This window comes from Herbiconiux sp., from assembly GCF_023264895.1.
Classification (GTDB): Bacteria; Actinomycetota; Actinomycetes; order Actinomycetales; family Microbacteriaceae; genus Herbiconiux.
The window spans coordinates 1-13,637 of record NZ_JAHFUY010000023.1; the positions used below are offsets into that span (position 1 = coordinate 1).

General features: G+C 70.0%; 13 protein-coding genes. 7 read left to right on the plus strand and 6 right to left on the minus strand.

Going from position 1 to position 13,637, the window contains the following annotated elements; all coding sequences use genetic code 11:
* The 3 genes from Q0D57_RS04585 to Q0D57_RS04595 all read right to left on the minus strand — a co-directional run.
* The coding region (locus Q0D57_RS04585; RefSeq protein ID WP_291038891.1) for a DUF1254 domain-containing protein at positions 1-1,169 on the minus strand (1,169 nt) is incomplete at its 3' end.
* Positions 1,169-1,840: a GAP family protein gene (locus Q0D57_RS04590; protein WP_291038894.1), complete on the minus strand. Its 672-nt coding sequence runs from the start codon at positions 1,838-1,840 to the stop codon at positions 1,169-1,171. The genes Q0D57_RS04590 and Q0D57_RS04585, both read right to left, overlap by 1 nt.
* A gap of 22 nt (positions 1,841-1,862) precedes the next feature.
* A complete protein-coding gene (locus Q0D57_RS04595) occupies positions 1,863-3,533 on the minus strand; it encodes a solute carrier family 23 protein (protein ID WP_291038897.1) in 1,671 nt (556 codons plus the stop codon).
* 177 nt (positions 3,534-3,710) lie between these two features.
* Between Q0D57_RS04595 and Q0D57_RS04600 the strand changes: the two genes are divergently transcribed.
* From Q0D57_RS04600 to Q0D57_RS04610, 3 genes are read left to right on the plus strand one after another with little or no spacing between them, the layout of a single operon-like run.
* A complete protein-coding gene (locus Q0D57_RS04600; protein ID WP_291038901.1) occupies positions 3,711-4,205 on the plus strand; it encodes a DUF1269 domain-containing protein in 495 nt (164 codons plus the stop codon).
* 9 nt (positions 4,206-4,214) lie between these two features.
* A complete protein-coding gene (locus Q0D57_RS04605; protein WP_291038906.1) occupies positions 4,215-5,627 on the plus strand; it encodes a DUF1254 domain-containing protein in 1,413 nt (470 codons plus the stop codon).
* Positions 5,624-5,956, plus strand: a complete 333-nt coding sequence (locus tag Q0D57_RS04610; RefSeq protein ID WP_291038910.1) for a hypothetical protein — start codon at positions 5,624-5,626, stop codon at positions 5,954-5,956. Before Q0D57_RS04605 ends, Q0D57_RS04610 begins: the two co-directional genes overlap by 4 nt.
* Here the strand turns inward: Q0D57_RS04610 and Q0D57_RS04615 are convergent.
* The 3 genes from Q0D57_RS04615 to Q0D57_RS04625 form a co-directional block, all read right to left on the minus strand.
* A complete protein-coding gene (locus Q0D57_RS04615) occupies positions 5,953-6,663 on the minus strand; it encodes a prolyl oligopeptidase family serine peptidase (RefSeq protein WP_291038913.1) in 711 nt (236 codons plus the stop codon). The two genes, Q0D57_RS04610 and Q0D57_RS04615, sit on opposite strands and share 4 nt — an antisense overlap.
* The gene (locus tag Q0D57_RS04620; RefSeq protein ID WP_291038916.1) at positions 6,660-7,136 is read right to left on the minus strand and encodes a cupin domain-containing protein; all 477 of its coding nucleotides are present in this window, start codon (positions 7,134-7,136) and stop codon (positions 6,660-6,662) included. Before Q0D57_RS04620 ends, Q0D57_RS04615 begins: the two co-directional genes overlap by 4 nt.
* 128 nt (positions 7,137-7,264) lie before the next feature.
* A complete protein-coding gene (locus Q0D57_RS04625) occupies positions 7,265-8,299 on the minus strand; it encodes a LacI family DNA-binding transcriptional regulator (RefSeq protein ID WP_291038920.1) in 1,035 nt (344 codons plus the stop codon).
* A 163-nt stretch (positions 8,300-8,462) separates the two neighbouring features.
* Between Q0D57_RS04625 and Q0D57_RS04630 the strand changes: the two genes are divergently transcribed.
* The 4 genes from Q0D57_RS04630 to Q0D57_RS04645 all read left to right on the plus strand — a co-directional run bounded on the left by Q0D57_RS04630 (position 8,463) and on the right by Q0D57_RS04645 (position 13,631).
* Positions 8,463-9,755 (plus strand): sugar ABC transporter substrate-binding protein, encoded by a 1,293-nt coding sequence (locus Q0D57_RS04630; RefSeq protein ID WP_291038923.1) that lies wholly within the window; start codon positions 8,463-8,465, stop codon positions 9,753-9,755.
* A 74-nt stretch (positions 9,756-9,829) separates the two neighbouring features.
* Positions 9,830-10,747 carry a sugar ABC transporter permease gene (locus tag Q0D57_RS04635; protein WP_291038926.1) on the plus strand — a complete coding sequence of 306 codons (918 nt, stop codon included), beginning with the start codon at positions 9,830-9,832 and terminating at the stop codon, positions 10,745-10,747.
* Positions 10,744-11,667, plus strand: a complete 924-nt coding sequence (locus Q0D57_RS04640) for a carbohydrate ABC transporter permease (protein ID WP_291038930.1) — start codon at positions 10,744-10,746, stop codon at positions 11,665-11,667. The genes Q0D57_RS04635 and Q0D57_RS04640 overlap by 4 nt, the downstream gene beginning before the upstream one ends.
* A gap of 2 nt (positions 11,668-11,669) precedes the next feature.
* Complete coding sequence (locus Q0D57_RS04645) at positions 11,670-13,631, plus strand: beta-L-arabinofuranosidase domain-containing protein (protein ID WP_291038933.1); 1,962 nt, start codon at positions 11,670-11,672, stop codon at positions 13,629-13,631.
* Positions 13,632-13,637 lie beyond the last annotated feature (6 nt).

The following is a 13,637-nucleotide window of genomic DNA, read 5'->3' on the forward strand; positions in this document are numbered from 1 at the left end:
GCTTCGTCAGCGGGTCGGCGGTGCTGCACGAACAGGGTCAGCGATCCGTCGTCGGCGTAGCGGATGCCCTCGGTGCGGTCGCCGATGGAGTACCGGTCGATCTCGTTGGCGCTGAGCAGCCGCTGAGGCAGCGTGTAGAGCGTGGCCGACCAGAAGAAGCGGGCCTTCGGCAGCTGCTCGGCGGTGAAGGTGATCGTGTAGTCGGTCGTGCCGACGATGCGGTCACCGGCGGAGTCGACGAGCCAGCCGCCGTACCAGGCGACCTCCGGCGACAGGCCGTACAGTCCTTTCTTGGCGCCCTTGTTGCGGTTGTCGTAGGCGCCCGCCATCTCGTCGCGGAATCCGAAGAGCCCGATCGATGTGGTGGCGGCCGCCGAAATCTCGTCGAGGTGGGCGATGCCGTCGGCGAGCCCCTGCTCGAGGTCCTCCCGCGCATCCGCCTCGAGCCCGCTGGTGGCGAAGGTGCCGCTGCCGTCGAGGCCTATGCTCGCGAGCCGCTCGCGCACGGCCCGATCCTCCTCGAGCACCGGGGCGTGCCCGAGCAGGAAGTCGAGCACGTCGAAGAAACGGATGTCCGTGGCCGCCGCCTCGTCCCAGACCGGCCAGTCGACGCCCGGAGCGGCCTCCGGCGCCGCCGATCCGGTCACCTCGTGCAAGGGCGCGACGGTGTAGGAGTGCTGGATGCGCGTGAGCTCGTCGATGTCGCCGTCGGTGAACGCCGTGCGGCCGAGGCAGCCCACGAAGTCGGTCGACGCGGTGATGACGCCGTCCAGGCCCTCGGGGGTGCCGCCGGTCCACGAGGGCCCGGCGAGCAGGTAGCGCCCGGGCCCGGTGCCGGTGGTCGCCGCACTGACGTAGCCGGCGTAGACGGTGTAGAGGTCGTGGAACGGCAGGATGTAGAAGCGGTCGATCGCGGGCACGGTCACCACCAAGGGCTCGGCCCGCAGGTCGAACCAGCCCCACGAGTACGGGGTGTCGTTGTTGGGCGTGACGATGTCGGTGTTGTCGGGCGTGAAGGGCTCGGAGTAGTGCCGGAACCCCCCGAAGCCGCCCGTGTAGCGGGGGTCGGCGCTGTCGACGGCCTGCTCGTAGAGGGTGCGGTAGTTCTCGACCATCGCATACCCGAAGGTGTACGCGTCGCGGGCGATCGATCGTCGTTCGTCGTTCATCAGAAACTCCCCATTCCCTTGCCGATCAGCACGACGCCGATCACGAGCAGCAGCACGGCCATCACCGTGGCGTTGTTGTGCACGAGCCACTTCCTGAGCGACTCGAGCGGTCCCGTCATCCGCGAGGTGGCGACGAGGTACGCGATCACCGGCACGGCCACGGTCGAGGCCGCGATCACGGTGAACACGACGATCGAGACCACGATCCCGCCGACGTCGAGCGACTCGGAGCCGATGGCGAGACCGGCCGCCACCCCCATCAGGAGGTTCTTCGGGTTCAGCCCCGAGAGCAGGAAGCCGAGCACGAGGCCGCGGCCGGGAGTCATGGTGTCGATGGCCGACATCCACTTCGGCATCGCCGGCTCGGCGCCGTCTTTCGGGCGGCCGCGCCACTGCTTCACGGCGAGCAGCAGGAGGCCCGCGCCGAGCACGATCTTGATCACGCCCGCGATCGGCTTCGGGTCGTCGGCGTCGCCCTGCGGGAGGATCGACGAGAGCAGCGTGAACACGACGACCGCCACCACGATGCCGAGCACCCAGCCGAGCAGGAACCCGACGCTCGTGCCGCGCGCCTTGGGCGAGAGCAGCATGAGGATGGCCGCGATGACGGGGATCGGGCTGATGGCGATGCCGAGCGCGAGAGGGAGTATCTCGCCGATCACTGAACCCATGGTGGCCTGCTTTCTCGCCCGACTACTCGGGTGGGGGGCTGCTGAGGGCCTGGAGGGCGGCCCGGTTGGTGGGGTAGAGCGTCTCGTCGTCGAGAAGGCCGAGAGCGCGCATCCGCTCGACGATCGACGCCCGGGGCCGGCTGAACGACAGCGCGACGTGCTGGTCGCGCAACCACGCCTTGAGCGCCTCGAAGGTCTCGGCCCCCGTGACGTCGACATCCGACACCGCCTCGAGGTCGAGCACGACGTGCCGGATGCCGGGGGCCGCGGTGACCGCGCGCTTGACGGCGTCGGCGAACACCGAGCCGTTGGCGAAGAACAGGGGCGCGGCGAGCCGGATGACGAGCACGCCGGGGGCCGTCGGAGCACCGGGGGGAGCGGGGTCGAGCAGCGACGAGCCCGGGTCGTCGTCGGCGGCGAGCACGTCGATCGCGGGCGTCGAGGCGCGGCGCGCGAGGTTGATGAGGGCCAGCACGAAGGCCACCACGATGCCCGGGATCGCGCCCACGAACAGCGTCACGACGAAGCAGACGGCACCTATCGCGAACTCGAACCTGTCCTGGCGCCAGAGCAGCCGGAAGTCGCGGATGCCGAGCAGCGGCAGGATCGCGACGCCCACGATCGCGCCGATCGCGGGCGACGGGATGTGCTCGAGCAGTCCGGTGCCGAACAGCAGCAGCAGGAGCGTGCCGACGGCGGCGACGAGGCTCGGCAGCTGGGTGCGGGAGCCGGCCTGGTCCATGGCCGCCGTGCGCGAGGTCGAGGAGCCCACCGCGAAGCCTCCCGACGCGCCGGAGGCGATGTTCGCGGCGCCGAAGGCGAGGAGGTCGCGGTTCGGCCTGGTCTCGTAGTGGCGCTTCTCGCCGTAGCTCCGCGCCACCAGCAGCCCCTCGGCCATCGTGACCATCGTGAGCGCGATGGCGGAGGGCACGAGGGCGAGCCAGGTGCCCCACTCGAGCACGGGCCAGGTGAGCGCGGGAGGGCCGGCGTCGACCGGGCCCAGCACGGCCACGCCCTGGGTCTCCAGTCCGGTGACGACCACGACCACGGTCGCTGCGACGAGCACGACAAGGGCCCACGGCACAGCTCGTGCGAGCCGGCGCCCGACCAGCAGCACCGCCACGGCGAGGGCGGCGATGAGCACCGACCAGGCGTTCAGGGTGGGCAGCCCGGTGACGAGACCGGCGACCTTATCGGTGAACTCACCGCCGGAGTCGATCTTCACGCCGAGCATCTTGGCGAGCTGGCTGACCAGGATGTCGAGGGCGAGGCCTCCGACGAAGCCGATGAGGATGGGCTTGGAGAGGAAGTTGGCGAGGAACCCGAGCTTGAACACGGCGGCGAGCACGAACAGCACGCCGCTGATGATCGCCTGCGCGAGCGCCATCGTGAGGTAGTCGGCGCTCCCCGCCACCGCGAGCCCGCCGATCGACGAGGCGACCAGGGCGGCCGCCGCGGCATCCGGAGACGCGACCACCTGACGCGACGAGACGACCAGGGCGTAGACGATCGCGGGCAGCACGAGCGCGTAGAGCCCGGCGGTGGGCGGCAGACCGGCGATCTGGGCGTAGCCGATGTTGAGCGGCACCGCGATCGCGAGCAACGTGACGCCCGCGACGACCTCGCGGGCGGCGTTCCGCGGGCTCAGACCGGCAAGCAGGCGAGGCCGCTGCGACACGATCCGGTTCCCCACTCACGCCCCCTCCGCTCGTTCCTTCATCATGGTCGACAGTCGTGCAACTTGCACGAAGAATTTGCTGGCCGTCCTGGGAGGTCGCGCTTAGAGTCAGGACAGATGGGGTCCAGGCGGCCGCATCCGTGGAGATGGTGGTCGACCGGATCCCACCCACGCTCACAGGGGAGTGCCGGCATGGCCGATCTGATCGTCATCGCGTTCGATTCCGAGACCCAGGCCGAGGCGGCCTACAACGAGATCCAGTCGCTCCAGGGCGACCTCGTCGTCGAGCTCGCGGGCCTGGCCCTCGTGAAGGTCGACGGCGAGGGCAAGACCCACGTCGAGTACCCGGGCACAACGGGCAAGATCGGCATCGGCGCGGCCGGCGGAGCGCTCTTCGGCGCGCTGATCGGCATCCTGTTCTTCATCCCCTTCGCCGGGCTCGTCTTCGGCGGCCTCTTCGGGGCGCTGTTCGCCGGAATCGACAAGACCGGCCTCGACCGGGAGTTCCGCGACCGCGTGAAGAGCACGGTCACGGCGGGCAAATCCGCTGTCGTGCTCTACGCGGTGAAGCTCACCGCCGACAAGTTCGCCGCCGCCCTCGCCCCCTACCAGGGCACCGTGGTGCAGACCTCGCTCTCGGAGGAGGACGAGAAGGAGCTCATCCACGACCTCGCCGACAGCAAGTAGGCGAGCGCGGTGAGCACCCAGAACCCCGCCCTCTCCGGCCGACTCGCCGACATCGAGATGGACGGGGAGCTGCCGGCCCGCTCGTCCATCCCGGTCATCTTCGACGAGCTCGACTACCAGATGGCCTGTCAGGTGTATCTCTGGGCGCTTCCCCTGGTGTCGTATGCGCAGTGGAAGACGCAGCACTACGAGGTCTTCGGTGCCACCAGCAGCGACCTGGTGCGGTACCTGAGCTACCGCGACCGACTGGGCCTAATCACGGCGAACGCGACCACGCCCTACATCCTGAACTTCTTCGACCTCGCCGAGACGGGGCCGCTCGTGATCGAGCTGCCGGCCGGGCCGACCGCGGGGGGCGTCTCCGACTTCTGGCAGCGCGAGACCGGTTCGATGGGAGAGATGGGACCCGATCACGGGGAGGGCGGCACGTACCTCGTGCTCCCGCCCGGCACAGACGCACCGGCGGATCTGCCGGCCGGCCACCGTACGATGCAGGCGACCGGGATGAACATCATGTTCGGCTTCCGAACCCTCGATCCCGACCCCGAGCGATCCGCGGCCCTCGTCGATGCCGTGCGGGTGTATCCGTTCAGCGAGCGGGATGAACCGCCCGAGACGCGCATCATCTCGCCCGACGGCCGTCCCTGGTCGGGCGACCAGCCGCGTGGGCTGGCGTTCTGGGAACGTCTCCACGACATCTACCAGTCCGAGGTCGTCGACGAGCGCGACCGGTTCTACCTCGCCATGCTCAAGCAGCTCGGCATCCGGAAGGGTGAACCCTTCGCACCGGATGCGCGACTGACGCGCATCCTGGAGCAGGGTGCGGCCGCCGGCGAGCTGATGGCGCAGGCCAACACCTTCGCGAAGCGGTTCGAGCAGGGCTCGTACTGGTCGGACCGGGCATGGGAGCTGGCGATCGTCCTCGACAACACCCAGCAGCGCGGCGACGGCTACGATGAGCTTCTCGAGCGCGCCTCCTGGTTCTACGAGGCGGTCAGCTTCTCCGTCGCCATGAAGTCCCAGACCCCTGGGGTCGGGCAGGCGTATCTCGGTTCGTACACCGACGGCGCCGGCGAATGGCTCGACGGCGGCCGAACCTACACGCTGCACGTTCCGGCGGAGGTGCCCGCGAAGCTGTTCTGGTCGGCCACCGTCTACGACGCCGGCACCCGCTGCCTGATCGACAACGAGCAGCAGCGCGGCGATCGCGGCTCCCGCGACCCGGAGCTGGTCGTGAACGACGACGGGTCGGTCGACCTGCACTTCGGGCCGTCGGCACCGGCGGCGGGGGAGTCGAACTGGGTGCAGACCATCCCCGGTCGGCACTGGTTCTCGTACTTCCGCTTCTACGGCCCGCTCGAGCCCTACTTCGACCGCAACTGGAAGCTCGGCGACATCACTCCGGCCGGGGAGCCCTCGTGAGCGACCGGCCCCTCGTGCGGGAGCGCGGCTGGTGGGGGCTCTTCGCGGGCATCATCCTCGCGGTCGTGATCGCCTACCCGCTTTCGGCCGCAGTCGCGTTTGCGACGCATCCGCGCACCCAGAGGCTGTTCGGCGACGCCCTCGACGACGCCAGCCGCACCGGCTTCCAGGCCTTCCGGTGGATCATCGCGATCCTGCTGGCAGCCCTCCCGGTGGCTGCCGGGTTCGCCATCGCCAAGCTCGACCGCCGTGGTCTGCAGATCGTGGCCGCGGTCGTGGCGCTGCTCGTGATCGCGGTCGTCGTGCTGGCGCAGTTGTTCGTGTACTAGACCTGCCGAGTGGCCGCCTGCCAGCGGTCGAGCCAGGCGTGCACGTGGTCCCAGTGCGGCGCATCCGGGGCGATGTCGGCCAGGTGGGAGAGCTCGGCGAGCTCGAGGAGCTCGGTCGTCGCGCCCGCCGCCGTGGCCGCGTCCACGTAGGCGCGGGTGTGCTCGATGGGGACCCGGGCGTCGTCGGCCCCGTGCACCACGAGGACCTCGGCGGGGGAGGGCAGCTGGGCGAGGGGCGACGCCGCGGCGTAGGTCTCGGGGATCGCGTCGGGGGCGGCGCGGAGGAACTCCGCGACCGCCCCGTCTCCGATGCCCTCGTGGTAGCCGCGCACGAGGTCGGTCACGGGGGCGAGCGCCACGACCGCGTCGCCCGCCTCCCCGCCGAGCAGGGCGAGCTGCCCGCCCACCGAGTGCCCCACGATCGCCAGGGGCGATCCGCCGGTCGACGACCTCACCGCAGCGAGTGCCGTCGTGAGGTCGTCGCGGAGGTCAGGCCAGCCTGCCGCGCCCCGCCGGTACTCGATGTTCGCCACGGCCCACCCGCGCGCGGTGAACTCCGGCACGAGCGGATGCATGAGCGCCGCCGTGAAGGGCGCGCGCCAGTAGCCGCCGTGGATGAGGACCACCGTGCCCCGCGGGGTCGTGTCCGGGTACGAGAGCTCGATCCGCTGGTCGTCGTGCGAGCCGTAGCGGAGCGTCTCGGTCATGCTCCTTCGACGGAGCCGGGGGCCAGGAAGTCGACGCCGTTGGCGGCCGAGAGGCGCACGACCTCCTCGGGGTCGGTGACGTTGTGGAGCAGGCTGAAGAGGTTGGCCAGCTTGCCGCCGGGGCTCACCCAGAACAGCGACTTCGCGTCGGACTCCTGCTTGTTGTAGTAGGCGTGCGGCAGGTTGCGGGGCATCTGCACGAGGTCGCCGGGGCCGGCGGTGGTCCACTGGCCATCCAGGTAGAGCGTGTAGACGCCCTCGAAGACGTAGATGAACTCGTCCTGCGTGGGGTGCACGTGCGGCGGCACGCCGGTGCCGGCGGGGTCGAACGAGAGCCAGGAGTAGGTCGACGCGCTCTCGATCTTCGTGGTGTACGTGTGGCCCAGGACGTTCCAGACGCGGTCGCCGTAGGCCTCGTCGGCTCTGACGATGCCCGCGGGCAGGTCGCCCAGGATGATTTCCTCGGTGCTCATCGGCGTTCTCCTCGCTCGAAGGGATGTGGTTGCACCAGTGTGGCCGAGGCGCTCGCCGAATGCACGCATTTCTATCAGTCGTCACGAATCGGTAACACGGCGCGACGGTGTCGGTGTCCACCCGGACGTCAGCGGGAGGCGATCGTGCTGCCCCGGATGACGAGCTTGGGCTGGAAGAGCTCGGTGCCACCCGAGACGGGGGCGCCGTCGAGCGCCTCGAAGATGCGCTTCGCCGCCTGGCGGCCGAGGCCCTGCAGCGTGCAGTCGATGCTCGTGAGCTCCGGCCGGGAATTGGTGGCGAGCACCTCCCAGTTGTCGTAGCCGATCACGGCCACGTCCTCCGGAACCGACCGGCCGAAGTCGCGGAGGGTCTCGAGCGCACCGCGCGCGATCTGGTCCGAGCCGCAGACGAAGCCGTCGATGTCCGGATGCCGCTGCAGGAGCACGGCGGTGGCATCGCGCCCCCACCCCTCCGTCCAGCTGCCGAACATCACCTCGTCGACCGGGGTGAGGCCCGCAGCTGCCATGCCCTCGTGGAACCCCTCGGCGCGATCCTGCGCGGCGGCGTAGCCGGGATCACCCGTGATGTGCACGATCCGGCGCCGGCCGACCGAGATCAGGTGCTCGACGGCGAGCCGGCCGCCGGCGCGGTTGTCGGGCGCGAGCGACTGGTCGCGCGGGTCGTCGGAGGGCGCATAGGCGTACACCACGGGCACGGGGAGCTGCTGGCCGAGGGAGTTGCGCGGGTCGGTGCTCCGGCCCACCACGATGATGCCGTCGACCCTGCGGTTCAGGAGCGCCTTGAGGTGGTAGTTCTCGCGGATCCGGTCGCCTCGGGCGTCGCAGAGCAGCACGCTGATCTCGCCCGATCCGAAGGCGTCCTCCGCCCCCATCAGGATGGGGAGCACGAACCGGCCCTCGAGGTCGCTCGTGAGCAGCCCCACCGTCTTGGTGCGCCCGGTGACGAGACTCTGCGCCAGGCCGTTCGGGGTGAAGCCGATCTCGGAGGCGGCGGCCAGCACGCGCCGCCTGGTCTTCTCGGCTACCTCGGCGCGACCGTTGACCGCCTTGGAGGCGGTGGCCATCGACACCCCGGCCAGCTGGGCGACGTCATTGAGGGTGGGCGCGCGGGACGCATGGACGCGTGGTGACGTGTCGGCCATGATCCCCCAATCGGTTTCGAAACTGTTATCACTCTAACGCTTGACATTGCACCGCGGTTGGCGATTAGCTGTCCGAAAGGCGTTTCGAAAGTTTTGACGAGACGCCTACATGGCAGAAGCCGGGCATCCCGGCTCAATGACGAGCCCCACGAGGAGAACTTACATGGCACGGATCAAGGGCCACTTCGCCCGCTTCACGGCGACGGCGGTCGCAGGCGCTCTGGCGCTCACGCTCGCCGCCTGTGCTGGTGGCGGAGGCTCCACCACCACGAGCGCCGACATCCCCGCAGGGGGCACCGACGACGGCAGCACCCTCACCCTCTGGACCAGGGCGCCGCTCGAAAAGCAGGCCAAGCTGCTCGTGGAGGCCTACAACGCCTCGCACGAGAACCAGGTCGACCTCACCGTCGTTCCCAACGACGACTACGTGGCCAAGGTGGGCGCCGCGGCCGGAGCGGGCGGGCTCCCCGACCTCTTCGCCGCCGACATCGTCTACGCCCCCAACTGGGCCTCGCAGGGCCTCTTCCAGGACATCACCCCGCAGATCGACGGCCTCGAGTACAAGGACACCCTGAACGCGGGCCACCTGGCCGCCGGGACCGTCGACGGCAAGGAGCACGTGCTCCCGTTCGTGCTCGACCTCTCGATGCTGTTCTGGAACAAGGAGCTCTTCAAGGAGGCAGGCCTCGACCCTGAGAAGGCCCCCGCGAACCTCCAGGAGTTCGCCGACGCCGCGAAGGCCATCCAGGCCCTCGACAAGCCCGACACCTACGGCACCGCGACGGGCCTCAACTGCGGCGGCTGCCTCGTGTTCACCTGGTTCCCGAGCGTGTGGGCCGACGGCGAGGAGGTTCTGAGCGAGGACGGCGCCGAGTCGCTGCTCGCCAGCGACACCGCCAAGGAGGTCTACTCCACCTGGAAGGACCTCTACGACTCCGGAGCGGTGCTGCCCTCCTCGGTCGACGAGGCCGGCCCCACCTGGACCGCCGGGTTCACCGAGGGCAAGGTGGGCCTGCAGTTCTACCCCGCCACCCTGCTGAGCTCCACCCCGTTCGAGGCCGGCGTCTCCGGCATCCCCGGCCCCGAGGGCGGACAGTCGACCTTCGTGGGCGGCGACGGCATCGGCATCTCGAAGGACTCCGAGAAGTCGGCCCAGGCCTGGAACTTCCTCGAGTGGCTCACGAGTGAGGACGCCCAGGTGGGGGTGCTCGCCAAGAACGGCGACGCTGTCTCCCGCAGCGACCTCGCCTCGAACGAGTACTCGGATGCCGACCCGCGCCTGGTGACGATCAACGAGGTCGCCGCCGAGGGCAAGACCCCGCTGGCGCTCAACTTCCAGCAGGCCTTCAACGCCCCGTCGAGCCCCTGGCTCACCCTCGTGCGCGACGCGGTGCTGAACGACGGCGCGAAGATCGACGCCGACAACGACGAGATCACCTCGGTGCTCTCGCAGTAGTCAGCCCTGACCGGGCGGCCCGCCGCACCTCCTCTCCGCGAGCGGGCCGCCCTCCTTCGACCGAAAGGCGCTCCATGTCGAGCAATGCCCTCAAGACCAGGACTCCACCGGTCCGCCGGCGGATGACGCAGCAGCGTGCCGAAGGCTGGCGGGGCTGGCTGTTCGCCTCGCCCACCGCCCTCATCGTGGTGGTGCTCTTCATCGTGCCGCTCGTGCTCGTGTTCCAGATGTCGGCCTCGGACTGGCCGCTGCTCGGCGGCAACCAGGGCGTCAACGTGCCCGAGAACTTCGTCGACGCGGTGAACAACCGCTTCTTCTGGAACGCCGTGGGCTTCACCCTGCTCTACACGGTCGTCACGACCGTCATCCTGCTCGTGCTGGCCCTCGGCCTCGCGCTCCTGGTGCAGGAGTCCACGCGGTGGAAGGGGTTCCTCCGCACGGCGATCCTCATCCCGAGCGCTCTCGGCCTCGCCTCGGCCTCGCTGCTGTTCTACGTGCTCTACTCGCCCATCGCGGGCCCCTTCTCCGACCTCATGGCCGACTGGGGCTTCACCTTCCTCGGCACACCCGAAGGCGCCCTCTGGTCGACGGTCTTCCTGATCGTCTGGCGCTACGCGGGCTTCTACATGCTGCTCATGATGGTGGGCCTCCAGGCCGTTCCCGAAGAGGTCTACGAGGCCGCCAGGATCGACGGCGCGAGCCGGTGGCAGACCTTCCGCTCGGTCACCATCCCGCTGCTGAAGCCCACGCTCGCGATGACCATGGTGCTCTGCATCACGGGCTCGCTGCTCGCGTTCGAGCAGTTCTACATCCTCACCAAGGGCGGGCCGGACAACAGCACCATCACGGTGGTGCAGCTGATCTACAGCGTCGCCTTCCAGGGCCCCAACAACCTCGGCGTGGCCGCCGCCCTCTCGGTGATCGTGCTCGTCGCGCTCGTCGTGATCAACATCTTCCAGATCCGCGTGTTCAACGACAAGGAGCCGACATGAGCACGATCACCCGACCGGCGCCGGCGGAGCCCGCCTCCGAGCCCGCCCCCGGTGCGGCCCTGCACCGCCCGGCCCCGCCTCGCCGCCGACGCCGCAGCCGAATCGGCGTGGCGGCCGCCCGCACCCCGTTCTGGGTGCTCACCGGCGGGCTCGCCATCGTCTTCCTCTACCCGCTGATCTGGGCCGGGGTCTCGTCGTTCGCACCCCTCGCCGGCACCAACCAGACCGACGGCTGGGGCTTCGGCAACTACATCACCCTCGCCAACTACCAAGCCGGCATCTGGACCTACATCGGCAACTCGCTCTTCGTCTCGATCCTGACCGTGACGCTCACGCTGGTGACGAGCCTCCTCGGCGGCTACGCCTTCGCGCGCTTCCGGTTCCCGGGCAAGAACATCCTGTTCCTGGCGACACTGGCCATCCTCATGGTGCCCTACGCGTCACTGCTCATCCCGATGTACGTGCTGCTGAACCTGGTGGGGCTGTCGAACTCGCTCGTGGGCGTGGCGCTCGTGCTCACGATGCTGCAGCTGCCCTTCTCGACCTTCCTCATGCGGGTCTCGTTCGAAGCCGTGCCCAAGGAGCTCGACGAGGCCGCGATGGTCGACGGCTGCTCGCGCTTCAGCGCGCTCAGGCGGGTGCTGCTCCCGGCGGTCAAGCCGGGCCTCATCACCGTGGGGCTGTTCGCCTTCCTCGCCTCGTGGAACGACTTCCTCGCCCCCCTGATCCTCATCAACGACTCCGACAAGATGACGCTCCCGCTCGCGATCTCGAACCTCCGCGGCCAGGTGCAGGGCGTCGTCGACTACGGGGCCACCGAGGCGGGAGTCGTGGTGCTGGCGCTGCCGTGCATCCTCCTGTTCCTCGTCCTCCAACGCCACTACGTGCGCGGATTCCTCTCCGGCGCCTTCAAAGGATGATCATGACCCTCACCGACCACTCGGGCCGCACGTCGGCCCCGCACGACCGACGCCTCATCGTGGCGCCCGTCGTGCCCACCGAATCGGCGCTCGTGCCCCTCGGCGTAGGAGAGCTCCGCCTGGAGGGCGGGTTCTGGGCCGACCTGCAGCGGGTCAACGCCGCCGGCACCATCCCGCACATCGAGCACTGGCTCGAGCGCGAGGGCTGGCTCGGCAACTTCGACCGTGCCGCCGCCGGAACCCTCCCCGAGGGCCGCCGGGGGCGCGAGTTCAGCGACTCCGAGGTCTACAAGTACCTCGAGGCGGTGGCCTGGGAGCTCGGTCGCCGCCCCGACGAGGCGCTCGAAGCCCGGTTCCGTGCCGTCGTCGACCGCATCGCCGCCGCGCAGGAGCCCGACGGCTACCTCAACACCCGCTTCGGCCGCCCCGGTCAGGAGCCGCGCTGGTCGCAGCTCGAGTGGGGCCACGAGCTCTACTGCGCCGGGCACCTCTTCCAGGCCGCCGTGGCACGCGAGCGCTCGCATCCCGGAGCCGACGACGGGCTGCTGGAGATCGCGGTGCGGGTGGCCGATCTCGTCTGCGACACCTTCGGAGACGACGGCATCCGCTCGGTCTGCGGCCACGCCGAGGTCGAGACGGCACTGGTGGAGCTCGCCAGGGTCACGGGGGAGCAGCGCTACCTCGAGCAGGCGCGCCTGTTCGTGGAGCGCCGCGGCCACGGTGTGCTCGAGGACATCGAGTGGGGCCGCTCCTACTTCCAGGACGACATGCCCATCCGTGAGGCCGACGTGATGCGCGGCCACGCCGTGCGCGCCAACTACCTCGCGAGCGGCGCCGCCGACGTGGCGAGCGAGCGCGGAGACGCCGAGCTGCAGTCGGTGCTGCGCCGGCAGTGGCAGAACACGATCGCCCGTCGCACCTACGTGACCGGGGGCCAGGGCTCCCACCACCAGGACGAGGGCTTCGGCGAGGACTTCGAGCTGCCCTCGGACCGCGCCTACTCCGAGACCTGTGCCGGCATCGCGTCGATCCAGTTCTCGTGGCGCCTGCTCCTCGCCGAGCCGGATTCCGCGTACGCCGATCTGATCGAGCGCACCCTCTACAACGTGGTCGCGACCTCGCCCTCACCGGACGGCCGCGCGTTCTACTACGCCAACACCCTGCACCAGCGGGTGCCGGGTGCCGCGGCCGATCCGGATGAGGCGTCGCCGCGGGCATCCGCCTCCCTGAGGGCCCCCTGGTTCGAGGTGTCGTGCTGCCCGCCGAACATCGCCCGCACCCTCGCGAGCCTCGAGAGCTACTTCGCCACCCGGAGTGACAGCGGCGTGCAGCTGCACCAGTACGCCCCCGCCTCCCTCCGCACGCGTCTGGCCGGCGGAGAGGAGGTCGCGCTCTCGGTGCAGACCGCCTTCCCGGCCGAGGGCACGGTCACCGTGGTGATCGACTCCGACGCCGAGAAGGAGTGGACCCTCGGGCTGCGGGTGCCCTCCTGGGCCGACGAGGCCCGGCTGACGGTGACGCCGGCCGACGGCGGCCCCGTCGAGGAGCGCACGGTGCGGCCCGGATCCACGGGCGTGACCCGGGCGTTCCGGCGCGGTGACACCATCACGCTCGAGTTCCCGCTCGCACCCCGGTTCCTGCACCCCGACCCCCGCATCGACGGCATCCGCGGCTCGCTCGCCGTGAGCCGCGGCGCCGAGGTGTTCGCGCTGGAGTCCATCGACCTGCCCGAGGGGATCGACGACGTCGCCGACGTCATCCTCGACCCCAGCGTCTCGCCCTCGGAGGAGGGCGGCGAGGTGTTCGTGACGGTGCGCCGGCGCACCGTCGACGACGCGGCCTTCCCCTACACGTCGGAGTCCGGTGCCCGCACCGGCGAACCCCTCCGCGTGCGCCTCGTGCGCTACCACGACTGGGCCGAGCGCGGCCCGTCGACGATGCGCATCTGGCTCCCGACCCTCTGATCAGCC